The sequence below is a fragment of the Mesorhizobium sp. WSM4829 genome (assembly GCF_055811475.1).
In genome coordinates this window covers 15,384-38,700 of sequence record NZ_JBVVQJ010000018.1, presented here as the reverse complement: position 1 = coordinate 38,700, position 23,317 = coordinate 15,384, and the positions used below count along the sequence as shown (strand labels likewise).

Below are 23,317 nucleotides of genomic sequence, written 5' to 3'. Positions count from 1 at the left end.
GCTGACGGAGGCACCATTGGCAAGTCCGAGCGATGTCGCGGTTGCGCTCAACCGCTTCGGCCTGGGCGCCCGGCCCGACGACGAGGCGCCGGCCGACCCGAAATCCTGGCTGATAGCGCAGTTCGAAAGCTACGACGCAAACCCGGCGGTCTTTTCCGGCGCGCAGGACTCGGCCACACTCGGCGCCGGCTATGCCGAAGCGATGCTCGAGGCCAAAGACGCCGACGCGGCCGCAAAGATGGCCGCCCGCAAGGCGGCGCGCCAGGAGGCTCAAGCGCTTTATCGCGACGAGGTCGACATGCGAGCACGCGCAGCGCTCGAAACATCGACCCCCTTCGTCGAACGGCTCGTGCATTTCTGGTCGAACCATTTCGCCATCTCGGCGGAGAAACCGCAGGTGACCCTGATCGCCGGCGCCTTCGAGCGCGAGGCGATCCGCCCACATGTGCTCGGCCGCTTCGAAGATATGCTGCTCGCCGCCGAGCGCCACCCGGCGATGCTGTTCTATCTCGACCAGGTGCGCTCGATCGGTCCCAACTCGAAAGTTGCCAAACGCGCCGCAAAACGCAACGCCAAGCGCAAACCCGGCATCAACGAGAACCTGGCCCGCGAAATCATGGAACTGCACACACTCGGTGCACGCTCCGGCTACAGCCAGGCCGACGTGGCCGAATTCGCACTGGCGCTGACCGGTTTCAGCACCGGACGCGCTAAAGGGCGAGGCCAGGCCGGCGCTTTCACCTTTCGACCCGGGCTGCACGAACCGGGCCAACGCACGATCATCGGCAAGACCTACGACCAGCGCGGCGACAAACAGGCGCTCGCCGTGCTCGGCGACCTCGCGGCGGCCAACGCGACCGCAACGCACGTCGCGACCAAGCTGGCGCGCCACTTCATTGCAGACGAACCGCCGGCAGCGGTCGTGACACGGCTCGCCGAAGCCTTTCGCCGGTCAAAGGGCGATCTCGTCGCGGTCTACCGCGCGCTCCTCGACAGTCCAGAAGCCTGGCAACCAGCAGCGGCGAAGTTCAAGACGCCGTGGGAATGGACGATCTCGGCGCTGCGCGGCCTGGGCCGCAGCGAACTCGGCAAGCCGCGTCTGGCGCAACTGCTCAACCAACTCGGCCAACCGGCATGGCGGCCGCGTTCGCCGGCCGGCTATGACGATGTTGCCGGGAGCTGGGGCAGCACCCGACGCACTGGTCCGCCGGGTCGAGGTGGCGCAGCGCCTCGCCGCGCAGGTTGGCGATATCGATCCGCGAGATCTCGCGCGAAAACTCTTTGCCGGCTCGCTCAGCGACCTGGCGATGGCCGAGATCGAGCGCGCCGAGAGCCGGCGCACCGGCATCGCGCTGCTGCTCGTGTCGCCCGAATTCCAACGAAGATGACTTTCAGCGAAGATGATTTCCAGAGGAGATGACCAAGATGGAACGCCGTCAATTCCTTACTCTCGCCGGCGCCGGCCTCGGCTCGATGCTGATCGCGCCGCGCATCGTCTTGGCCAATGTGGAAACCGATCGCCGCTTCGTTTTCATCATCCAGCGCGGCGCCGCGGACGGGGTGGACACCATCGTTCCCTATGCCGACCCCGCCTACCGAGCACTGCGCGGCCCATTGGCCATCGACGATCCGATAAAGCTTGACGGCACGTTTGGCCTGCATCCTTCGCTCACCGGTCTCCGCAAGCTGCATCAGGACAAGCAGGCGCTGTTCGTCCACGCGGTCGCTTCGCCCTATCGCGAGCGCTCGCATTTCGATGGTCAAAATGTGCTCGAAAGCGGCGGCAGCTCGCCCTATGAGCGCAAGGACGGTTGGCTGAACCGGCTGGTCGGCATGCTGCCGAAGTCTCGCGGCGAAGCAATCGCTTTTGCACCGACCATCCCGCTGGCGCTGCGAGGCGAGGCAGACGTCACCTCCTATGCGCCGTCCGCCCTGCCGGAGGCGCCGGACGACCTGATGATACGCGTCGGCAAGCTCTATGACGCCGACGAACAGCTGCATGCGCTGTGGAGCAGCGCGATGGAGACAAGGGCGTTGGGCGCGGTGAACGCGCAGCGCAAGGACGCAGCGAGCGTCGGCCGCACCGCCGCGGGCTTCCTCGCCAAGGCCGGCGGACTGCGCGTTGCCATGATCGAAACCAGCGGCTGGGACACCCATAGCGGCCAGCAAGCCAGGCTGGCCAACCAGCTCAGAGCGCTCGACGCGCTCATCGATGGGTTGCACGTTGGCCTCAGCGATGTCTGGAAGGATACGACCGTGCTGGTCGCCACCGAGTTCGGCCGCACTGTCGCCGTCAACGGCACTGGCGGCACCGACCACGGTACGGCATCGGCTGCGATGATCGCTGGCGGAGCGGTGAATGGCGGGCGGGTGCTGGCCGATTGGCCGGGACTGTCTGCCGGTGCGCTCTACCAAGGACGCGACCTCGCCCCGACGCTCGACCTCGACGCGCTGATTGCGGTGACATCAGCCGAAACGTTTGGTCTCGATCCGCAAGAGACGATGCGCAGGCTCTTTGCAGGAAGTCGATTCGATCCCGCGATCTCCAACATCGTGCGCAAGTAAGACTGGCGTACTCAGCCGGTCCGGTTACCCGACGAACTGCCGGGCCAGCACCAGCACGACGGCGCCGGCCAAAAACATCGCCATCAGCCCGCCGCGCAGCGAGACCAGCCCGGCAACGATCAAAGCCGCCCATTCCGCCGGCCCGCCGCCAAGTGCTGCCGGCGCAACCAGCGTCGTCAGCACCGCCGCCGGCACGGCGTTCAGCCCCGCCTCGACGCGCGGATGGATGTTTTCGAAGCGCGAGATCACCAGATGGCCGCCGATGCGGGTCAGATAGGTCGCGATCGCACCGGCGATGATGATCCACAAGGTTGTGCTCATGGCCGCGCCTCCACGCCGCTGTGGCGCGGCGGCAGGATGACCGCGAGCAGCACGCCGGCCACGGCGCCAATCGAGACGTGCCAGGGCGAGCCCACCGTCTTGTAGGCGATGATGGAGGCAGCAGCACTGGCGACGACCACCGGCAGCCACAGTGGCCGTTTGCGAAAGCCCATAACCAGTCCGAGAAAATAGATCGGCAGCAGAAAATCGATGCCCAGCGCATGGGTATCGGGAATAAGCCTGCCGAATACCGCGCCAAGCGCGCTTTCGGTCACCCAGAACACATAGACCGGCAGGCCAAGCCCCATATACCAGGCGAAGCCGACCGTCTCGCCAGCCTCCGCCTTGCGCTCGGCCACGGCGAACTGCGGATCGGTGAGCAGGAAATAGCCGACCGCCTGCTGCACCGGCGGCCAGTGCGCGATGCGCCGGCCGATGCCCGCGGAGTAAAGCACATGGCGGAAATTCACGGCGAAGATCGACAGCACGATCAGCCATGGCGCGACATGCTGCCCGAACAATTCGATGCCGACCATCTGGCTGGCGCCGCCAAAAACCATGGCGCTCATCAGCAAGGCTTCAAGCACCGAAAATCCGTTGTCGACGGCGAGCGCCCCGAACAGCAGTCCAAATGGCGCCGCCGCCACCACGACGGGCATGCCGAGCCGCACGCCTTGCCAGAAATCGCTTTTTACGCGGTTTTCGGAGATTGCTTCCGCCGACATCAGCCACTCCTTAGAGCGCCGCTCGTCCTTTTGGACGAGCAAAGGACGCTCTAACACTTTGAATCCACGCGTCGGGCCATCCGAAAATCGATCCCGATTTTCGGGCCGATGCGGGGGAAAGCTGGTATGTAGGGAGCGCTGTCAGCCTTGTCACACCAATTCGCTTGAGCCGACGATCAGCGGAAATGATCCCTCGACGCAGGTTCCAGGCGTGCGCGTTTCGGCCAGTGCTCAGTCCACCGGGACCTTGGCTTCGATCGCCCTGCCCCAGTCGAGCAGCGGCTTGGCCCGCAAGGCGAAATCGACCAGCTCGTCGACCAGCGCCGGCCCGTGGATTCCCGCAGGGTCGATTTCGTGCCGGACGGCGAAATGCCGGTTGCGGATGGCCGCCGCGAGATCGGCCGCCGTGACATGCTCGAAGCCGCGTGGCGCGCGCTTCATGCAGCCTTCCGCATCGAGTTCGAGGCGGTTTTGCTTCAGCGCCTCGATCAGCGCCCGGAATTCACCCGGCCGCGTCGCGATGGCGTTGCGCATTGCCAGCAGCAGCGCCGGTCCGGGCTGCCACCAGGCGACGCCGGCAAAACAGCGCTCAAGCCCGATATGGATGAAGAACACGCCCTGTTCCATCTTGGTGCCATCAGGCGAGAGGATTGCCGACAGATGCCGGTTGTAGGGCCGCTTGTCCCTGGCGAAGCGCACGTCGCGATTGATCCGGAACAGCGACTTCTTGCGATCGCCGCGCAAGCCCAGCCCCGCTGCCGCGAAGCGCTCGGAGAGCGTTTCGACCAGATCGCCGAAGGGGTCGCGCAGCTCACTTTCGAAGAGGTCGCGGTTTTCCAGAAACCACTCCCGGCTCTGGTGAAAATCGAGCGCCTTGAGGAAGGGAATTGCCTTTTGGCCGAAACCGCTGAACGCCACCGTCACGCCTTGCCGATCCGCGCCAACCACGCATCCTCGTCGATCACTTCAATGCCGAATTCGGTGGCTAGCTTGAGCTTGGAGCCGGCACCTGGCCCGGCAACGACGAGATCGGTCTTCTTCGACACCGAGCCGGCGACCTTGGCGCCGAGCTTTTCGGCCATCGCCTTGGCCTCGTCGCGCGACATCTTTTCCAGCGCGCCGGTGAAGACCACCGTCTTGCCGGAGACCGGCGACGACACGCCACCGACCGGCTCCTCGTCGAGCACAGTTACTTCCGCCAGCAATGCATCGAGCGCCTGCCGGTTATGATCTTCAGCGAAGAAATCGACCACTGCTTCGGCAACGATCGAGCCGATGCCGTTGATGCCGTTCAGTTCCTGCCAGGCAGCGTTGCCAGGGTCGCCCTTGCCGGCCGGCATGACGGCGTTCTGCCCGGCTTCGCGGAAGGCGGCAAAGGATAGGAAATGACGGGCCAGCCGCTTGGCGTTGGTCTCGCCGATGTGGCGGATCCCGAGCGCATAGAGGAAGCGCGAGAACTCGACCTGCCGCCGATCGTCGATTGCCGCGAACAGCTTGCGTACCGAGGTCGCGCCGAAACCGTCAACGTTCTCGAGCTTGGTCAGCGATGCTGCCTGCCGCTTCTTCAGCGTGAAAATGTCGGCCGGCGAATAGATGCGTAGTGACGGATCCTCGGCGTGGAAGAAGAACTCGATCTGCTTCTCACCGAGCCCCTCGATATCGAAAGCACCCCGAGAGACGAAATGGCGCAGACGCTCCACCGCCTGCGCGGGGCAGATCAATCCGCCGGTGCAGCGCCTGACTGCTTCCCCCTCCTCGCGCACGGCGTGGCTGCCGCAGGCCGGGCAAAGCACTGGGAAAGCATATGGCACACTGTCGGGCGGCCGCTTTTCCATGACCACGTCGATGACCTGCGGAATGACATCGCCAGCACGCTGGATGCTCACCGTGTCGCCGATGCGAATGTCGCGGCCTTCGCGGATCGGCTGACCGTTGTTGCCGATGCCCTTGATGTAGTCCTCATTGTGCAGTGTCGCGTTGGTCACCACGACGCCGCCGACCGTCACCGGCACCAGCCGCGCCACCGGGGTCAGCGCGCCGGTGCGGCCGACCTGGATGTCGATGCCGGTCAGGATCGTCGTCGCCTTCTCGGCCGGGAATTTGTGCGCGATCGCCCAGCGCGGCGAACGCGAGACGAAGCCCAGCCGCTGCTGCAGCTCAAGGCTGTTCACCTTGTAGACGACACCGTCGATGTCGTAGCCGAGCGTCGCCCGGTTGGATTCGATCAGCCGGTATTGCTCGAGCAGTCCCACGACGCTGTCGAACAGCTTCATCAGCGGATTGACCCTGAAGCCAAAGCGCTCGAACGCCGCCACCATGCCCATCTGCGTGTCGGCGGGCATGGCGCTCACTTCACCCCAGGTATAGGCGAAAAACCGCAGCGGCCGGCTGGCGGTGATCGAGGTGTCGAGTTGGCGCAAGGAGCCTGCCGCCGAGTTGCGCGGATTGGCAAAAACCTGCTTTCCGGCCTCGGCATTGCGGCGATTGAGCTCGGCAAAGTCGGTGAGGCGCATATAGACCTCGCCCCGCACCTCCAACACTTCGGGAAAGTCCCCCGAAAGCACATTGGGAATCTCGGCGATGGTGCGGGCGTTGGCCGTCACATCCTCGCCGACCTGGCCGTTGCCGCGCGTTGCCGCCGTCACCAGCCGTCCAGCCTCGTAGCGCAGCGATAGCGACAGGCCGTCGATCTTCGGCTCGGCAGTCATCGCCAACGGCGCGTCGGCGCCGAGCCTGAGGAAGCGGCGAATGCGGCCGACGAAATCGATCACGTCCGCATCGGCAAAAGCGTTGTCGAGCGACAGCATCGGAACGGCATGGACGATCTTGCGGAATTTTTCCGAGACCGCCGCGCCGACTTTGCGTGACGGCGAATCCTCGCGCACAATGGCGGGAAACCGCTGCTCGATGGCAAGGTTGCGCCGCCGCAGCGCGTCGTAGGCCGCGTCCGAAATCGTCGGCGCGTCCTCGGCGTGGTAACGCTGGTCGTGGGCGGCGATTTCCTCGGCCAACCGCTTCAGCTCGCTGGCTGCTTCACTCTCGCTGAGCGAATCGACTGGTTTTTCGGGCATGCACGGCTCCTCGACGCTGACCCGGAACAATTTCCTGGGCCATGCGCGAAATCAAACTGCTACAGCGTCCTTGCGCGTTCGAAGGACGCGCGGCGCGCCACAATAGATCAGCATTTTGAGAAAATCATTGCTGAACAGCAGGATGGAGCCACATCCTGACTCGATCCACAATGCCGAGCATGAGCTCCGCTAATGCATGTCGCGCAAAAGCATGCCGTCGCGCCCGACCCGAGGGTGCGCAGCGGTTTCGCGACAACGACATGCATAAAAACAAGGACCTAAAGCGCGTCGCATGAATTCGTTCAAATGCGACGCGCTTTAGGCCGCGGTGTTTTCGCGAAGCAGCCGCTCGGCCGCTGCGCGCGCCTCGTCGGTGATGGTCGCCCCGGCAAGCATCCGCGCGATCTCTTCCTGGCGCGCCGCCCGGTCCATCTCGGCGATGCCGGTGGCGACGCGATCGGCGCCGCCGGACTTGGAGATCAGGAAATGCGTCGCCGCGCGTGCCGCCACTTGCGGCGCGTGCGTGACCGAAAGCACCTGCACGCGCTTCGACAGCCGCGCCAGCCTTTGCCCGATGGCGTCAGCCACCGCGCCGCCAACGCCGGTGTCGATTTCATCGAACACCAACGTCGGCGCCGAGCCGCGGTCGGCCAGCGCCACCTTCAGCGCCAGCAGGAACCGCGAAAGTTCGCCTCCGGAGGCGACTTTCATCATCGGGCCCGGTCTTGTGCCGGGATTGGTGCGCACCCAGAACTCGACCTGATCGATGCCGTCTTCCATGCGGCTCTCGGCCTCGCTCGCCATCTCGATGATGAAGGCTGCCCGTTCGAGCTTCAGCGCCGGCAGTTCGGCCATCACCGCCTTGGTCAATCCGACCGCCGCCGCATGGCGAAGCGACGAAAGCTGGGCAGCGGAAATGTCATAGGTCTCGCGCGCGGCGCCGGCCTGCTTCTGCAGCCCGTGCAGGCGCTCCTCGCCGGCGTCGAGATCGGCGAGGTCTGCGGCCATCGTATCGCGCAATTGCGCCAGGTCGTCGACCGCCACACTGTGCTTGCGTGAGGCGGCGCGCAGCGAAAACAGCCGCTCCTCGGCCTGTTCCAGCCGCCGCGGATCGTATTCGGTGGCGCGAAGTGCAGCTTCCACGCCCGATTGCGCTGCGTCGAGCGACAGCATCGCCTCATCGAGCGATTCGACCACGTCGTCGAGCAGGCCGGGCGCCTCCGTCACCTTGCGCTGCAGCCGCCGCAACAGGCTGGCGAGTTGCGGCAGGGGCGAAGACGGGCCTGAGAGCACATCTTGCGCATCGTGGATTTCCGAGGCTATCTTTTCCGCCCGCATCATCGAGGCGCGCAGCTCGGCAAGGTCGGCTTCCTCGCCTGGCTGGGGGTCGAGCTTCGTCAATTCGGCGACCGCGGCGCGCAGATAGTCGGCCTCGCGGGCCGCCGCTTCCACCTTGGCGCGATGCCGCGAAAATTCCTGTTCGCAGGCCCGCCAGTACCGCCATGCCTCGCCGGTCGCCCGCACAGCGCCGAGATGACCGCCAAAACTGTCGAGCAATTCGCGATGGGCGCCGGGATCGACCAGGGCACGCTCGTCATGCTGGCCGTGGATCTCGACCAGCGCGTGACCGACATCGCGCATCAGTGTCACGCTGGAAGGCTGGTCGTTGACGAAGACGCGGGTACGGCCATCCGCCGTCTGCACGCGGCGCAGGATGATGTCGCCATCGTCCTCGATAGCGTTGTCGGCAAGCAGCATGCGGGCAGGATGGTTGCGCGGCACGTCGAACACGGCGATGACCTGGCCCTGTGCCGCGCCATGCCGCACCAGCGAGGCGTCGCCGCGGGCGCCAAGCGCCAACGACAGCGCGTCGAGCAGGATGGATTTTCCAGCACCGGTTTCGCCGGTCAGCACCGAAAGACCGGACGAGAAGTCGATGTCCAGCTTCTCGATCAGAACGATATCGCGGATCGACAGTCTGGAAAGCATGTGACGCGCCGCTCAGGCGCCGGTGATCAGCTTCCCGGCCTTGGCGATCCACGAGCCCGCATTCTCGCGCGGCTCGAGCCCACCAGTCTGCAGGAGCTTGTAGGAATCCTTGTACCACACGCTGTCGGGATAGTTGGTGCCAAGCACAGCAGCGGCAGTCTGCGCTTCCGATGTCAGTCCCATCGCATAATAGGTTTCGGTAAGGCGAGCGAGCGCTTCCTCGACATGGCGCGTGTTGGAATAGGTCTCCACCACGACGCGGAACCGCTTGACGGCTGCGATGTATTCACGGCGCTCGAGATAATAGCGGCCGATCTGCATCTCCTTGCCGGCGAGCTGGTCGTTGGCGAAGCGGATCTTTTCCTTGGCGTCGTCGACATATTCGGAATCGGGCCAGCGCGTCACCAGATCCTGCATCGTCTGCACGGTCTGACGCGCTTCCTTCTGATCCTGGGTGACATCCCTGATTTGCCGGTAATAGCTCAGCCCGATGATATACTGGGCATAGGCAGCGTCGTCGGTCGACGGATAGAGCGTGAGATAGCGCTTGGCCGAACCGATCGCCTCGGTATAGTTGCCTTGGCGATAGTCGGCAAAGGCGCCCATCACCATCGATTTGCGGGCGTATTCGGAATAGGGATGCTGGCGGTCGACAGCGCCGAATTTGCGGCTCGCCTCCTGCAGGCGCCCGGCATTCAGATTGGCGAGGCCCTGATTGTAGAGAACGTCTGCCGGCTCGGTCTGCTCGACATAGGTCGACAGGTCGACATCCTTTTCGGACGACATGCAGGCCGACAGCAACAGCGATGGAACAACCACCGAAAGCGCCAGGAAAACAGCCCGATGCGGCGCTTTCGATTGACCAATTCGCTTGAAGAACATGATTGGATTCCGCCCTTTCGGCGTCATTTCAGTCGACATCTCGCCCTGGGGCAGCAGGCATAACCATAATCGCCGTGCCCGGCAACGCTATCTCCGGCCATTCGCACATTTTTGTGGCAGCCTGGCGCAACCCGCACACTTGCGTGATTTCGCCGGCCGATGGTGCATTCATGCAACACAGGCCGGCGGCCATAAAACCCGAAAAACGTTAAGAATCAGATCATCCAGGGCGCGTAGACAGGTGCATAGACGGCGCTCTTTTCGACCGTCCGACCGCGCTCGCGGCGTGTCGTCTCGACGATCTCGAACGCCGAACGGTCCGACAAAAGGCGGCGCAGCGCTGCCGCATTCAGCCTGTGGCCGCCGCGATAGGAACGGAAGCAGCCAATGAACCGGGCGCCGGCCAGCGCCAGATCGCCCATGGCATCCATCGTCTTGTGGCGCACGAATTCGTTGGGATAGCGCAAGCCTCCGATGTTGATCACGCGGTTGTCGTCGCCGATCACCAGGGAGTTTTCCAGCGAGGAGCCGAGCGCATAGCCGGCTGCCCACAGCCGCTCGACGTCCTTCATGAAACCAAAGGTGCGCGCCCGCGCGATATCGCGGCGAAAAATGTCGGCGTTCATGTCGGATGCAAACAGCTGACGGCCGATCGCCGGGCTTTCGAAATCGATCTCGATTTCGAAGCGCGTGCCGTCATAGGGCCTGAACTCCGCCCAGGAGGCACCGTTCTCGATGCGAACCGGCTTGACCACCCTGATGTAGCGGCGCTTGACCGGCAGCGTATCGATGCCCGCCTGGTCGATAGCCTCGACGAACGCAATGGCGCTGCCGTCGAGGATCGGAACCTCACGGCCGTCGATCTCGATGACGACATTGTCGATGCCGAGCCCGAAAACCGTGGCCATCAGATGTTCGACTGTGGCGATGTGCTCGCCTGCCGGATCGCCGAGCATGGTGCACAGATCGGTGGCGCCGACCTCGGAAACGAGCGCGCGGAACTCCCGGACTTCGCTTCCATTCGAAAGCTGGAACACGACACCCGTATCAGCGTCTGCCGGCAGGAAATGAACGGTAACGGAATTGCCGCTGTGAACGCCGGTGCCGGTCAGCGTCGCACGCGATCTAAGTGTCGTCTGATAGTCGTGCAAAACAAACCCCATAGCCCATACTGCCTACGTCCGCTTCATAAGCCCAAGGGCGCGGCTCTTTGATCGGCAGGCAGGGCCACTTCCCCGAATCCCAGCAAACCGAAATTGATCGCGGCGAAGATAGTGGTCCGGCAGGAAGTCTCCAAATCACGGTTTCTTACTCTGTGTAACCGCGATCCGAAGCGGATGCGGTCTCCTAACTCCTTGTTTTACAAGCACTTTTAACATTAACAGGCAAACAATTTCTTGTCTGCCTGTTAACAACTATTACGGACCGTTAACAGGTCAATTGGCCTGGCGGCGCAGGAATGCCGGAATCTCCAGCTGATCGTCCTCCTGGACAGCCCTGCTCTGCGGCGTCAGCCGGCCCTGGTCGTCCAACTGGCCGCGGCGCGGCGCGTAAAGCTGCGGATCCTGGCTGGCAAGGCGGCGCACTTCGGGTGCCGCCTGGCGCAGTTTCGGCTCGCGCGGCTGCGCCGGCTGCAGCCGTGCAGGCTCTTCTTCGCGACGGGTAAGGCCGTTGGTCAGGCGCTTGAGCAGTCCCATCGGTCCGCTGTTCTCGTGGTCGGCCGGACGGCTTTTGGCTTCCACCTCGGCTTTCACCACCGGCGGAAAGTCCTCGACGCGCGGCATGCGCTGGGGCGCTGCCGGCTGAAGCGCTTCACGCTGCGGCGCGGGCTGCATCGTTTGCTGAACCATTGGCTGCAGCATCGGCTGCGGCTGGGCCGGCGGCGCCTGGAAGATCTTGCTCTGCGGGCGGAAATCTTCCGCCGGCGCGGGACGCGCCATCGCCGCCGCATTCGCCTCGGCGAGCTGGATTGCCTCGGCGACCGGGTCGGCGGCGCGCGGCTCGTAGCCTCCCTGCTGGACAGGCGCCGGACGGCTTTCCGTGACCGGAGCGGCCGGGCGGCTGACCGGCTTTGGCGGAGCCGTGCGGATGGCGATCGGCGCGGCAGCGATGTCTGCCGCCGATTTGTCGATGCCGGTAGCAACCACCGAGACGCGGATGACGCCTTCGAGATCCTCGTCGAACGTCGCACCCAGGATGATGTTGGCTTCCTGGTCGACCTCCTCGCGAATTCGGGTCGCCGCCTCGTCGACTTCGAACAGGGTCAGGTCGCGGCCGCCGGTGATCGAGATCAACAGCCCCTTGGCGCCCTTCATCGAGGTCTCGTCGAGCAGCGGATTGGCGATCGCGGCTTCGGCGGCGGCCATGGCGCGCCCCTCGCCGGAAGCTTCGCCCGTCCCCATCATCGCCTTGCCCATCTCGCGCATGACCGAGCGGACGTCGGCGAAGTCGAGGTTGATCAGCCCTTCCTTGACCATCAGATCGGTGATGCAGGCGACGCCGGAATAGAGCACCTGGTCGGCCATGGCGAAAGCGTCGGCAAAGGTCGTCTTGTCATTGGCCAGCCGGAACAGGTTCTGGTTGGGGATGACGATGAGGGTATCGACGCATTTCTGCAATTCCTCGATGCCCAGATCCGCCGTCTTCATGCGGCGCTGGCCTTCGAAATGGAACGGCTTGGTGACGACGCCGACGGTGAGAATCCCCTTCTCGCGCGCCGCACGTGCAACGACCGGCGCGGCCCCCGTGCCGGTGCCGCCGCCCATGCCGGCAGTGACGAAGCACATATGGGTGTTGGAGAGATGATCGACGATCTCGTCGATGCATTCCTCCGCCGCGGCGCGTCCGACTTCCGGCTGCGACCCCGCACCCAGGCCCTCGGTGACATGCGCGCCGAGCTGGATCAGGCGATCCGCCTTGGACATGGTCAGCGCCTGCGCATCGGTATTGGCCACCACGAACTCGACGCCGCGCAAGCCGGCGGTGATCATGTTGTTGACGGCATTGCCGCCGCCGCCGCCGACACCGAACACGGTGATACGCGGCTTCAGCTCGGTGATGTCCGGCTTTTGCAGATTGATGGTCATTGTCTCCGTCCTTTGCCTTTCCCGCCGCTTCGCCGCTGCGGCCGCCTATGGGGCTGTCCCCGTCAATTTAAAAACTGTCTCTCAACCACTGACTCATTCGATGCAGTTTTCCGCCTGTTCCGGTCATCCTGAGACCAGAAATTCCTTTCGCCGGATGGCTCTCGAAATTCGCCATCTGCGGGTAGATCAGAAGCCCGACCGGCGTCGAGAAAGCCGGCCCCTTGGCCGCCTCCGGCAGGCCCGCTACACCGAGCGGACGGCCGATGCGCACATTGCGTCCGAGAATGCGGCGCGCTGCCTCGGGCAGGCCGGAAAGCTGGCTGGCACCGCCGGTCAGCACGACGCGCTTGCCGGCCGCGTTGCCGTAGCCGGACCTGTTCAGCCGGTCGCGCAACAGTTCGAGCGTCTCGTCGATGCGCGCCCGGATGATGCGCGTCATCACCGAACGCGGGATCTGAAGCGGCACCTCGCCGTCCTCGCCGATCGGCTGTATCGAGACCAGGTCGCGGTCGTCGGCACTGCCGGGCAGCGCCGAGCCATGCATCACTTTCAGCCTCTCGGCGGCATCGAGCGAGGTTGACAGGCCCTTGGCCATGTCCAGCGTGACGTGGTTGCCGCCGATGGCGATGGCGTCGCCATGAACGAACTTGCCTTCCGAAAACATCGAGATCGTCGTGGTGCCGCCGCCCATGTCGATGCAGGCTGCGCCCATCTCGAGTTCGTCGTCGACCAGTGCGGCAAGACCGCTGGCATAGGGCGTCGCCACCATGCGCTCGACCGACAGGTGCGAACGGTTGATGCAAAGCTCCAGATTGCGCAACGGTGCCGCGTCACCCGTCAGCACGTGCATGTCGACGCCGAGCTGGTCGCCGACCATGCCGCGCGGATCACGCACGCCGCGCTCGGCGTCCAGCGAAAAGCCGACGGGAAGCGAATGGATCACTTCGCGCTCGGCCCGCAGCGCCTGCTTGGCGCCGGCGGCAAGCACGCGCTTGATGTCGGCCTCGTCCGCCTCATGGCCGCCAAGGTTGATGGTTGCCGAGAAGCTTTCGCTCTTCAGCCGGCCGGCCGTCATGTTGACGATCAGCGAATCGACGGTCAGCCCGGCCATGCGCTCGGCGGCATCGACGGCAAGGCGGATGGCGTGCTCGGCCCTGTCGAGATCGATGACGACACCCGATTTCACGCCTTGCGATTTCTGGTGGCCGATGCCGATCACCTGGATGCGATGCGAGCGCCCGCGCAGCAGCATGCCGTCCTCGCGCGGCTTGAGCTTGGCCACCACGCAGCAGACCTTGCTCGAGCCGACATCCAGCACCGTCATGATGCCGGACCGGCGCGATGAGGCATCGCTGTTGCCGCCAAGCCAGCTCATATCTTCGTCTCCGGCTTGCGCTTCGGCATTTTCGGCTTTTCATTGAGCGCGGCCTGACGCTGCGTCGCCGCCTCGGGCGTCAACTGGACGACGAGGCGATCGGAAAGGCGCATGTCGACGGCGGCGATATCGCGCGTCAAAAGCCCGTTCTCTCGGTCCATCCTGAGCAGATCGGCGATCGCCTGGTCCTCGCCATCCTCGGGGAGCTTGACCGTGATGCCGTTTTCCAGCTTCAGGTCCCAACGCCGTTCGCCGATGCGGATGTAGCCTTTGATCCGTGCGGCAAGCTCTGGGTATTTCTTGATCCTGGCCAGGAAATCCGGCGCCTTGGCCGGGGCGCCGGTGCCGACGATCAGCGGCAGCAGCGACTGCTTGCCGCCGGAGAATGGCGCGATCACGGCGCCGGAGCGCTCGATGACCGAAAGCTCGCTGCCCTGCTGCCAGAGCGCGAAGGGCTCACGCTCCTCGATGCGCACCTCCAGCGTGTGCGGATAGACCTTGCGCACCGCCGCAACCTCGACCCAGGGCAGCGTGGCGATGCGCTCCCGCGCGGCTTCGGCATCGAAGCCGATCAGCGACGTCCAGCCATCGAGCTGCATCCTGTCGAGAATATCGATCTCGGAGGTTGCGCGATTGCCGACGACCTTGATCTGATCGACGGCAAACCCGGTGCGGGCGGTGATGCCCTGGACGATAGCGTCGACATGCCCGCCGAGATAGGCGCCATAGGCACCGCTCGATACGAGCAGCGCCGCCGACAGCACGGCTGCGGAAAACGGCGGCACCTCGAAGTCGTCCTCGCCCAGACGCGCCAGCATGCGCGCCGGCCGGCGAAGCAGGCGCGGCAGCACGAAATGGTCGAACGACAACGCCACACCGAACAGCGTCGGCCCGGCCGCGCCCTTCCCCTTGCCCTGTCCCCACCTCAACGCAGACACGAAGCGTCCTCCACCATCCAACTCAACAAATCGCCGAACGAGTGTCCCGCCTGCGCGGCGATCTCAGGCACCAAGGATGTCGGCGTCATGCCGGGCTGAGTGTTGACCTCGAGCCAGACAATTTCGCCGTTCTCGGAGTGTCGATCATCATAACGGAAGTCCGACCGGGAAACGCCCCGGCAGCCGATAGCTTGGTGAGCCCTGAGCGTCAGTGTCTGTATTTTTTGGTAAATATTCGGTGAAATTTTTGCAGGGCATTCGTGTTTTGATCCGCCCGCGACGTATTTTGAATCATAGTCGTAGAAGGAATGGCCGGTCGGGATGATCTCGCAGACGCCAAGCGCCACATCGCCCATCACCGCACAGGTCAACTCCCGCCCGTGCACATAGCGCTCCGCCATGACGGTATCGCCATACTTCCAGTCGGACGAACCGATGACCTGCGGCGGATGCGACTGCCCTTCGTGCACGATGACGACACCGAAGCTCGACCCCTCATTGACCGGCTTGACGACGTAGGGCGGCTTCATCGGGTGCTTGTTCTGGATGGCGAAGCGATTGACCACCTTCGATTCGGCGACCGGTATGCCGACAGACTTGGCGATCTTCTTGGCTTGCTCCTTGTTCATGGCAAGCGCGGAGGCGAGCACGCCGGAATGGGTGTAGGGGATGGCAAGATATTCGAGGATGCCCTGGATGGTGCCGTCCTCGCCGAAAGGACCATGCAGCGCATTGAAGACAACATCAGGCTTGAGCTCGGCCAGCACCGATCCAACATCGCGCGAGACGTCGACGCGAGTGACCTGGTAGCCTTCCGTCTCGAGCGCATCAGCACAGGCTTTCCCCGAGGACAAGGACACGGGCCGCTCGGACGAGAATCCACCCAGAAGGACGGCCACGTGCTTGCTTTTCATTTCCCGTCATTCCCTCTCACGGCGGGCCCTTTCACGGCGGGTCTGCATCTCACGCCCCCGGAAAGGGCCATACACTCAAACGCTCGGAGCAGCCCCTGCTCTGACGATTTCTGCACCATCGAGTCCCCAAGCCTCCCGGCAGGCAGCCCCTGACGGAAAAACGCTGGTGACGCGTCGAAACGACTCAAATCAGGAAACGCTTCAGGGCAGAGAATCAGAGAGTTGAATCGCTGGCAAGTCCTTACGATTCCGCGAGATTCACTTTCCGCAAAAACAGCTGCGAAAACTGTGTTGTTGAGTCCTTACAGCAACTGTCCGAGGAATTCCTGGACCTCGTGCCCCGGCCGGAATTTGCCGATGCGCTTGATTTCCCAATGCAGCCGGATGCCCGACCGTTCGAGCACGCGCGCGCGCACCGTCTCGCCAAGATATTCAAGGTCGTAGCCGGTCGCGGTTCCCGTGTTGATCATGAAGTTGCAATGCATCGGCGACATCTGCGCGCCGCCGATCATCAGCCCCCGACAGCCCGCTCTGTCGATCTCCTTCCAGGCCGAGGTGCCCTCCGGATTCTTGAAGGTCGAGCCGCCGGTCTTTTCGCGGATCGGCTGCACGGTCTCGCGATGGTGCTGGACGGCGTCCATTGCCGCCTTGATCGCGGCCTTGTCTGCCAAAACGCCTTCGAACACGGCTGATGTGAAGATCAGCCCGGCAGGTGCTGCCGAATGGCGATAGGCGTAGCCCATATCAGCGTTGCTCAGCGTATGCACATTGCCCTTGCGGTCGAGCGCCCGCACCGCGACAACGCGCTCGCGCGTCTCGACGCCGTTGGCGCCGGCATTCATCCTCAGCGCACCGCCGATGGCGCCCGGAATGCCGTGGTAGAACTCAAAGCCGCCTATGCCAGCCTGATAGGCGACAGCGGCAAGGCGTTTGTCGGGCGTGGCCGCACCCGCCTTGATTGTGGTCGGCGCAATCACTTCGGCTTCGCCAAAGCCCTTGGCCGAAAGCCGGATGACGAAGCCCGCAATACCGCCGTCACGGACAAGCAGGTTCGAGCCGATACCGACGGTGGTCAGCGGTATCTCTTCGGGCACTGCTCCCAGGAACGCAGCGAGATCGTCTTCGTCGGCCGGCTGGAACAGTGCGTCGGCCAGCCCGCCGGCGCGGAACCAGGTGATCTTGTCCATCTCGGCATTCGGCGTGATGCGGCCGCGCAGGCCGGCAAGCCGGCCGCCAAGCTTGTCGATCAATGCCTGGCCACGCATCATGAGGCAGTACCGCCGAGTTCCCTGGGCAGCGCGTAGGCCCATTGCGTGATGTTGCCGGCACCGAGGAAGACGATGAAATCGCCTGGTTTGGCCAGGTCGCGGATAACCGGCGCAATCGCCGCGGGGCCTTCGATGTAGCGCGCGTCGCGATGGCCGCCGGAGCGGATGCGCGACACCAATGCCTCGGACGTCACCCCGTCGATCGGCTCTTCGCCTGCCGCATAGACCGGCGCCACCATCACCGTGTCGGCATCGTTGAAGCAGACGGAAAACTCGTCGAACAGGTCGTGAAGCCGGGTGAAGCGGTGTGGCTGGGCAATGGCGATGACGCGGCCCTTGGTGGCATCGCGCGCCGCCTTGAGAACCGCTGTGATCTCGACCGGATGGTGGCCGTAATCATCGAACACATCGACGCCGTTCCACGAACCGGTACGGGTGAAGCGCCGCTTGACGCCGGCGAAGGACGACAGGCCCTTCCTGATCGCCTCGGCCGAAAGGCCGAGTTCATGCGCGACGGCGATCGCCGCCGTCGCATTGGCGACGTTGTGACGGCCGGGCATCGGCAGGCGCAGGCCTGATATCGTCGACTGGCCGCCGGTCTTGCGGTCGCGGATCACCACGTCGAATTCCGAGGTCGGGCCATCCATGCGGTGATTGATGAAACGCACGTCGGCCTGTGCGTTCTCGCCATAGGTGATGACGCGCCGGTCCTCGATGCGGCTGACCAGCGCCTGCACCTCGGGATGGTCGGTGCACATGACGCCGAAGCCGTAGAACGGCACGTTTTCGACGAACTGGCGAAAGGCCTCGCGCACCTTGTCGAAGGAGCCGTAATGGTCGAGATGTTCGGGATCGATGTTGGTGACGACGGCAATCTCGGCCGGCAGCTTCAGGAACGTACCGTCGCTCTCATCGGCCTCCACCACCATCCATTCGCCATCGCCCATGCGGGCGTTGGTGCCGTAGGCATTGATAATGCCGCCATTGATCACGGTCGGATCGAGCCCGCCGGCCTCGAGCAGCGTCGCCACCATCGAGGTCGTCGTCGTCTTGCCATGCGTGCCGCCGATGGCCACCGCCTGCCGGAAGCGCATCAGTTCCGCCAGCATCTCGGCGCGACGGACGATGGGAAGCAGTTTCTCGCGTGCCGCCTTCAGCTCCGGATTGGATTTCTTGATCGCCGTCGAGACGACGACCACTTCGGCATCGCCGATATTGTCGGCATGATGACCGACAAAGCACTCGATGCCCTTGTCGCGCAGCCGCTGCACATTGGCGCTGTCGGCCTGGTCGGATCCCTGCACCTGGTAGCCGAGATTATGCAGCACCTCGGCGATGCCGCTCATGCCGATACCGCCGATGCCGATGAAATGCACGAGGCCGATCGTCTGCGGCATCTTCATACGTGCGTCTCCTTCCTGAATTCCGATACGCTTTTCTTCGACGCAATAGCCTCTGTCAGATCGGCGAGCAACCGTGCCGCGTCCGGTTTTCCGGCCGATTTCGCCGCCGCTGCCATTGTCGTCAGCCGCTCCGGATCGTCCATCAGCGCTCCGACGAGCGCAGCGATGCGCTCGGGCGAAAGCGTCGATTGCGGATGCACTTCGGCGCCGCCTGCCGCGGCCAATGCCGCGGCATTGGCGGCCTGGTCGTGGTCGAGCGCATGCGGATAGGGCACCAGCAGCGCCGGCCGGCCGATCACCGCGATTTCCGATACGGTCGATGCACCGGACCGCGACATCACCAGGTGCGCCGCAGCCAGGCGCGCCGCCATGTCGGTGAAGAAGGGCGACACCTCAGCCTCGACGCCAAGGGCGGCATAGGCCGCCTTCACCCGCTCGACATCGTCGGCACGCGCCTGCTGGGTGATATCAAGCCGCCCGCGTTGTGCATCGGAAAGCTGTCGAACCGCCGCCGGCACCGCATCGGAAAAGAACTGTGCGCCCTGGCTGCCGCCGAACACCAGGAAGCGGAACCGCTGCTCCCCGGTCGACGCCGCATAGGGCGTCCTTGCCGCCTCCAGCACTTGCGGCCTGACCGGATTGCCGGTCGTCACCGTCTTGGCGCCTGCAGCGCTTGAATCTTCCGGCAAGAACCCGCCGGCGATGGCATCGACACGGCCGGCGAGCGCCCGGTTCGCGCGCCCCATCACCGCGTTCTGCTCGTGGATCAGCGTCGGCACCTTGCGCCGCGTCGCGGCGTAGAGCGGCGGCAGCGTCGGATAGCCGCCGAAACCGACCACCACGGCTGGCTTGACCCGACCGATCACGGCCGACGCCTGCCGCACGCCGCCCCAGATCTTCCAGAAGGCGGCGAGCACGGCGAACGGGTTTTTCGAGCCAATGGTCGCCGACTGGATCGGATGGATGCCCGCCGCCGGAAACTGGCCGGCAAAACGCTCGGCACGATCATCGGCGGCCAGATGCACCGTCCAGCCGCGCCTGATCAGCTCGTGCGCCAGCGCCTCGGCCGGGAAGAGATGCCCGCCCGTGCCGCCGGCCGCCAGAAGGATCGCGCCCCTCGACATTTCACTCCGCCGGCATGGCGCGCCGCGACGGCGCGAAGCCCAATTGCTTGCGCTTTTCCGGCCGCTTGCGCGTCAGCGCCAGCACCATGCCCATCGAGATGGCGATGGCGATCTGCGAGGAGCCGCCATAGGAGATGAACGGCAAGGTCATGCCCTTGGCCGGCATCAGCTGCAGATTGACGGCCATGTTGATGACCGACTGCAGACCGAAGACCGTGACCAGGCCGCCGACCGCATAGCGTGTGAAATCGTCCTGCTCCTTGAGCGCGGTGCCGAGGCCGCGCAGCACGATGAAGGCGAAGATGGTCATGATGAAGAAGCACATGATCAGTCCGAACTCCTCGCCGGCCACCGAGTAGACGAAATCGGCATGGCTGTCGGGTATCACCCGCTTGACGGTGCCCTCGCCTGGCCCGACGCCGAACCAGCCGCCATTGATCAGCGCATCGCGGCCCATATCGACCTGGAACGTGTCGCCCTCGCCGGTCATGAAGCGATCGATGCGGCCGGCGACATGCGGGAACACGGTGTAGGCGGCAAACACGCCGCCGACGCCGACAGCGCCCAGCGCGATGATCCACAGCCATGGCAGCCCGGCCATGAAGAACATCACCCCCCAGGTGCCGAGCACCAGCATGGTCTGGCCGAAATCGGGCTGCGCCACCAGCAGCGAGATGACGAGGGCCAGCAGCAGCATGGCGAACAGATTGCCTGGAATGTCGGGCTGGCGCTTGTGTTCGGCAAACAGCCAGGCGCAGATGACGACGAAGGCAGGCTTCAGGAATTCCGACGGCTGCAGCGACACGCCGGCGAGCGACACCCAGCGACGCGCGCCCTTCACCTCGACGCCGATGTAGAGCACCGCCACCATCAGCACCAGCGTGATGCACAGCATCGCCAGGGCCATGCGCCTGATCTGCCGCGATTCCAGGAAGGAGACGGCCAGCATCACGCCAAGTGCGGGAATGGTGAAGATGATCTGCCTCGTGGCGAAGTGGAAACTGTCCAGGCCGATGCGCTGGGCCACCGCCGGGCTTGCCGCGAAGGACAGCACGATGCCGAGCCCCATCAGCGACAGGAACGCAGCCAGGAACCAGCGATCGATCGTCCACCACCAGGTGGCAACCGGGCTTTTGTCGAGACGGCTTTGCATTATCGTGCCCCTCCGATGAGCTTCACGCCATCGATAGTGCTCGCAGCTTGCCTGAAGGCTTCGCCGCGCACTTCGAAATTCTTGAACTGGTCGAAACTGGCGCAGGCCGGCGAAAGCAGCACCACCACCTCGCCGTTGCCATCGTCCCTGGCCGCGTCGCTTGCCGCATGCTCGACTGCTGCGGCCAGCGTGCCGGAGATCTCGTATGGCACCGCCTCGCCGAGCGTCGCCGAGAAGGCTGGTGCGGCCTCGCCGATCAGATAGGCCTTGGCGATGCGCGGAAAGAGGCCGCGCAACGGCTCGATGCCACCCTCTTTCGGCAGCCCGCCGGCGATCCAGTAGATGCGCGGAAAGCTGGACAATGCGGGCGCTGCCGCATCGGCATTGGTCGCCTTGGAATCGTTGATGAACAGCACATGGCCCATGCGGCCGACCTGCTCCATACGGTGCGCCAGCCCGGGAAAGCTCTCCAGCCCCGACTGGATCTCGCCCAGCTCGAGCCCGACCTTGAGGCAGGCGGCGAGAGCGGCCAGCGCATTCTGCGCATTGTGCTGGCCGCGCAGCGAGCCGATGCCTTCGAGAAAGGCGACCCGGCTGTAACGGCCGTGCACCGCCTCCATCAGATCGGTGCCGTCGGCGAAATAGCCGTCGGTCAGCGGCAGGCGCTTCGAAATGCGGATGACGTGCCGGCCTGCCCGCTCCAGCCGGTCGGCGAGCTGGGCGCACCAGGAATCGTCGACGCCGACGATGGCCGTTTCGCTGCCGGCCGCCAGCCGCTCCTTGATCGCGGCGTAGTGCTGCATCGTGCCATGACGGTCGAGATGATCGGGCGTCAGGTTGAGCAGGACGCCGGCGGTCGGATTGATCGAGGGCGCCAGGTCTATCTGGTAGGACGAGCATTCCACGACATAGTGCCGCCCCGGTTCCGGTGGATCGAGCGTCATCACCGCGCGGCCGATATTGCCGCCCATCTGCGTGTCGCGTCCGGCCGATTTCAGGATATGCGCCGTCAGCGCCGTGGTCGTCGATTTGCCGTTGGTGCCGGTTATGGCGATGAAGGGTGCAGCCGGCGCCAGCAAGGTCCGCTGCCGGCAGAACAGCTCGATGTCGCCAATGATCTCGACGCCTGAAGCGCGGGCCAGTTCCACTGTCCAGTGCGGCTTCGGATGCGTCAGCGGCACGCCGGGCGAAAGCACGAAGGCCGAGAACTTCGCCCAGTCGGCGCCACGCAGGTCGCCGGTCGCGATACCGACGGCCGCGGCATTGGCGACACTGCCGGGATTGTCGTCCCAGGCGAGCACCTCCGCCCCGCCCTCGATCAACGCGCGCGCAGTGGCGATCCCCGAGCCGCCGAGCCCGAAGAGTGAAACGCGCTTGCCTGCGAAGGATGCGGCGGGGATCAAGCAGCCTCCTATCGCAGCTTGAGGGTCGACAGGCCGACCAGCGCCAGGATGACGGCGATGATCCAGAAGCGGATCACCACCTGGCTTTCGGTCCAGCCGAGCTTTTCGAAATGATGGTGGATCGGCGCCATCAGGAACACCCGCTTGCCGGTCATTTTGAAGTAGCCGACCTGGATGATGACCGACAGGATCTCGACGACGAACAGGCCGCCGACGATGACCAGCACGATCTCGTGCTTGGTGGCAACCGCAACCGTGCCGATCAGGCCGCCAAGCGCCAGCGAGCCGGTATCGCCCATGAAGATCGCCGCCGGCGGTGCGTTGAACCACAGGAAGCCGAGGCCGGCGCCGATCACTGCGCCGAGGACCACCGCCAGTTCACCGGTGCCGGGCACGAAATGGATCTGCAGATACTCGGCGAACACCGCATTGCCGGACAGGTAGGCGATGACGCCGAAGGACGCCGCCGCGATCATGATCGGCACGATCGCCAGGCCGTCGAGGCCATCGGTCAGGTTCACCGCGTTGCCGGCGCCGACGATGACGAAGCACGAGAACGGGATGAAGAACCAGCCGAGATTGATGAGGAACTCCTTGGCGAAGGGGAAGGTCAGCGACGATGAGAACGGCGCCTGGCCATTGTGCATGATCACCCAGGCGGCGATGCCGGCGATGACGAATTCAAGCCCCAGCCGCGCCTTGCCGGAGAAGCCAAGATGCGATTGCTTCGTCACCTTGAGATAATCGTCGTAGAAGCCGATCGAGCCGAAACCCAGGGTCACCAGCAGCACCACCCAGACATAGATGCTGGACAGGTTCGCCCACAGCAGCGACGAGCCGATGATGCCGCACAGGATCATCAGCCCGCCCATGGTCGGCGTGCCGGCTTTCTTGAAATGCGTCTGCGGCCCGTCGGCACGGATAGGCTGGCCCTTGCCCTGCCGCAGCCTCAGCGAATTGATGATGGCCGGACCGAAGATGAAGACGATCAGCGCCGCGGTGATTAGCGCGCCGCCGGTGCGGAAGGTTATGTAGCGGAAGACGTTGAAGACCGAGATCTTGTCCGCGAATTCGACGAGCAGTGTGAACATGCGATTCGG

At 64.5% G+C, this 23,317-nt stretch carries 19 protein-coding genes; 2 read left to right on the top strand and 17 right to left on the bottom strand.

Features of this window, described 5'->3' with window-relative positions; all coding sequences use genetic code 11:
- Positions 1-16: 16 nt before the first annotated feature.
- Together AC0L17_RS18310 and AC0L17_RS18305 are read left to right on the top strand one after the other, a co-directional pair.
- Positions 17-1,420, top strand: coding sequence for a DUF1800 domain-containing protein (locus tag AC0L17_RS18310; protein ID WP_473516858.1), 1,404 nt, complete (start codon positions 17-19; stop codon positions 1,418-1,420).
- Between the two features lie 5 nt (positions 1,421-1,425).
- Positions 1,426-2,565 (top strand): DUF1501 domain-containing protein, encoded by a 1,140-nt coding sequence (locus tag AC0L17_RS18305; protein ID WP_473516857.1) that lies wholly within the window; start codon positions 1,426-1,428, stop codon positions 2,563-2,565.
- Between the two features lie 24 nt (positions 2,566-2,589).
- Here AC0L17_RS18305 and AC0L17_RS18300 read toward each other — a convergent pair whose 3' ends face one another.
- The 17 genes from AC0L17_RS18300 to mraY all read right to left on the bottom strand — a co-directional run bounded on the left by AC0L17_RS18300 (position 2,590) and on the right by mraY (position 23,308).
- Positions 2,590-2,886: an AzlD family protein gene (locus tag AC0L17_RS18300; RefSeq protein ID WP_091594168.1), complete on the bottom strand. Its 297-nt coding sequence runs from the start codon at positions 2,884-2,886 to the stop codon at positions 2,590-2,592.
- Positions 2,883-3,611, bottom strand: coding sequence for an AzlC family ABC transporter permease (locus AC0L17_RS18295; protein ID WP_473516856.1), 729 nt, complete (start codon positions 3,609-3,611; stop codon positions 2,883-2,885). Before AC0L17_RS18295 ends, AC0L17_RS18300 begins: the two co-directional genes overlap by 4 nt.
- Before the next feature lie 231 nt (positions 3,612-3,842).
- Positions 3,843-4,535, bottom strand: coding sequence for a DUF2461 domain-containing protein (locus AC0L17_RS18290; protein ID WP_473516926.1), 693 nt, complete (start codon positions 4,533-4,535; stop codon positions 3,843-3,845).
- The gene (gene ligA / locus AC0L17_RS18285; protein ID WP_473516855.1) at positions 4,532-6,682 is read right to left on the bottom strand and encodes an NAD-dependent DNA ligase LigA; all 2,151 of its coding nucleotides are present in this window, start codon (positions 6,680-6,682) and stop codon (positions 4,532-4,534) included. Before ligA ends, AC0L17_RS18290 begins: the two co-directional genes overlap by 4 nt.
- Positions 6,683-7,000: 318 nt before the next feature.
- A complete protein-coding gene (gene recN, locus AC0L17_RS18280; protein WP_473516854.1) occupies positions 7,001-8,671 on the bottom strand; it encodes a DNA repair protein RecN in 1,671 nt (556 codons plus the stop codon).
- A gap of 12 nt (positions 8,672-8,683) precedes the next feature.
- Complete coding sequence (locus tag AC0L17_RS18275; RefSeq protein WP_473516853.1) at positions 8,684-9,553, bottom strand: outer membrane protein assembly factor BamD; 870 nt, start codon at positions 9,551-9,553, stop codon at positions 8,684-8,686.
- A gap of 215 nt (positions 9,554-9,768) precedes the next feature.
- A complete protein-coding gene (gene lpxC / locus AC0L17_RS18270) occupies positions 9,769-10,716 on the bottom strand; it encodes a UDP-3-O-acyl-N-acetylglucosamine deacetylase (protein ID WP_091594160.1) in 948 nt (315 codons plus the stop codon).
- A 273-nt stretch (positions 10,717-10,989) separates the two neighbouring features.
- Complete coding sequence (ftsZ, locus tag AC0L17_RS18265; protein WP_473516852.1) at positions 10,990-12,639, bottom strand: cell division protein FtsZ; 1,650 nt, start codon at positions 12,637-12,639, stop codon at positions 10,990-10,992.
- Positions 12,640-12,706: 67 nt separating this feature from the next.
- Positions 12,707-14,014, bottom strand: a complete 1,308-nt coding sequence (gene ftsA / locus AC0L17_RS18260; RefSeq protein ID WP_023798744.1) for a cell division protein FtsA — start codon at positions 14,012-14,014, stop codon at positions 12,707-12,709.
- Positions 14,011-14,952, bottom strand: a complete 942-nt coding sequence (locus AC0L17_RS18255) for a cell division protein FtsQ/DivIB (RefSeq protein WP_473516851.1) — start codon at positions 14,950-14,952, stop codon at positions 14,011-14,013. Before AC0L17_RS18255 ends, ftsA begins: the two co-directional genes overlap by 4 nt.
- On the bottom strand, positions 14,940-15,866 hold the full coding sequence (locus AC0L17_RS18250) for a D-alanine--D-alanine ligase (RefSeq protein WP_091594156.1): 927 nt from the start codon (positions 15,864-15,866) through the stop codon (positions 14,940-14,942). Before AC0L17_RS18250 ends, AC0L17_RS18255 begins: the two co-directional genes overlap by 13 nt.
- A 302-nt stretch (positions 15,867-16,168) precedes the next feature.
- Positions 16,169-17,134, bottom strand: coding sequence for a UDP-N-acetylmuramate dehydrogenase (gene murB / locus AC0L17_RS18245; protein WP_473516850.1), 966 nt, complete (start codon positions 17,132-17,134; stop codon positions 16,169-16,171).
- The gene (murC, locus tag AC0L17_RS18240; RefSeq protein WP_023798740.1) at positions 17,131-18,537 is read right to left on the bottom strand and encodes a UDP-N-acetylmuramate--L-alanine ligase; all 1,407 of its coding nucleotides are present in this window, start codon (positions 18,535-18,537) and stop codon (positions 17,131-17,133) included. Before murC ends, murB begins: the two co-directional genes overlap by 4 nt.
- On the bottom strand, positions 18,534-19,661 hold the full coding sequence (gene murG, locus AC0L17_RS18235; RefSeq protein ID WP_473516849.1) for an undecaprenyldiphospho-muramoylpentapeptide beta-N-acetylglucosaminyltransferase: 1,128 nt from the start codon (positions 19,659-19,661) through the stop codon (positions 18,534-18,536). The genes murC and murG overlap by 4 nt, the downstream gene beginning before the upstream one ends.
- A 1-nt stretch (position 19,662) precedes the next feature.
- A complete protein-coding gene (gene ftsW, locus AC0L17_RS18230) occupies positions 19,663-20,814 on the bottom strand; it encodes a putative lipid II flippase FtsW (protein WP_091594150.1) in 1,152 nt (383 codons plus the stop codon).
- Positions 20,814-22,217 carry a UDP-N-acetylmuramoyl-L-alanine--D-glutamate ligase gene (gene murD / locus AC0L17_RS18225; RefSeq protein ID WP_473516848.1) on the bottom strand — a complete coding sequence of 468 codons (1,404 nt, stop codon included), beginning with the start codon at positions 22,215-22,217 and terminating at the stop codon, positions 20,814-20,816. Before murD ends, ftsW begins: the two co-directional genes overlap by 1 nt.
- An 8-nt stretch (positions 22,218-22,225) precedes the next feature.
- Complete coding sequence (gene mraY / locus AC0L17_RS18220) at positions 22,226-23,308, bottom strand: phospho-N-acetylmuramoyl-pentapeptide-transferase (RefSeq protein ID WP_023798736.1); 1,083 nt, start codon at positions 23,306-23,308, stop codon at positions 22,226-22,228.
- Between the last annotated feature and the right edge of the window lie 9 nt (positions 23,309-23,317).

Excerpts from the sequence above, each read along its gene's own strand:
- AC0L17_RS18300 (WP_091594168.1), bottom strand. The coding sequence starts at position 2,886 with ATGAGCACAACCTTGTGGATCATCATCGCCGGTGCGATCGCGACCTAT.
- ligA (WP_473516855.1), bottom strand. The coding sequence starts at position 6,682 with ATGCCCGAAAAACCAGTCGATTCGCTCAGCGAGAGTGAAGCAGCCAGC.
- AC0L17_RS18295 (WP_473516856.1), bottom strand. The coding sequence starts at position 3,611 with ATGTCGGCGGAAGCAATCTCCGAAAACCGCGTAAAAAGCGATTTCTGG.
- AC0L17_RS18305 (WP_473516857.1), top strand. The coding sequence starts at position 1,426 with ATGGAACGCCGTCAATTCCTTACTCTCGCCGGCGCCGGCCTCGGCTCG.
- murB (WP_473516850.1), bottom strand. The coding sequence starts at position 17,134 with ATGATGCGTGGCCAGGCATTGATCGACAAGCTTGGCGGCCGGCTTGCC.
- lpxC (WP_091594160.1), bottom strand. The coding sequence starts at position 10,716 with ATGGGGTTTGTTTTGCACGACTATCAGACGACACTTAGATCGCGTGCG.
- recN (WP_473516854.1), bottom strand. The coding sequence starts at position 8,671 with ATGCTTTCCAGACTGTCGATCCGCGATATCGTTCTGATCGAGAAGCTG.
- murC (WP_023798740.1), bottom strand. The coding sequence starts at position 18,537 with ATGAAGATGCCGCAGACGATCGGCCTCGTGCATTTCATCGGCATCGGC.
- ftsW (WP_091594150.1), bottom strand. The coding sequence starts at position 20,814 with ATGCAAAGCCGTCTCGACAAAAGCCCGGTTGCCACCTGGTGGTGGACG.
- mraY (WP_023798736.1), bottom strand. The coding sequence starts at position 23,308 with ATGTTCACACTGCTCGTCGAATTCGCGGACAAGATCTCGGTCTTCAAC.
- AC0L17_RS18250 (WP_091594156.1), bottom strand. The coding sequence starts at position 15,866 with ATGAAAAGCAAGCACGTGGCCGTCCTTCTGGGTGGATTCTCGTCCGAG.
- AC0L17_RS18275 (WP_473516853.1), bottom strand. The coding sequence starts at position 9,553 with ATGTTCTTCAAGCGAATTGGTCAATCGAAAGCGCCGCATCGGGCTGTT.
- ftsZ (WP_473516852.1), bottom strand. The coding sequence starts at position 12,639 with ATGACCATCAATCTGCAAAAGCCGGACATCACCGAGCTGAAGCCGCGT.
- murG (WP_473516849.1), bottom strand. The coding sequence starts at position 19,661 with ATGTCGAGGGGCGCGATCCTTCTGGCGGCCGGCGGCACGGGCGGGCAT.
- ftsA (WP_023798744.1), bottom strand. The coding sequence starts at position 14,014 with ATGAGCTGGCTTGGCGGCAACAGCGATGCCTCATCGCGCCGGTCCGGC.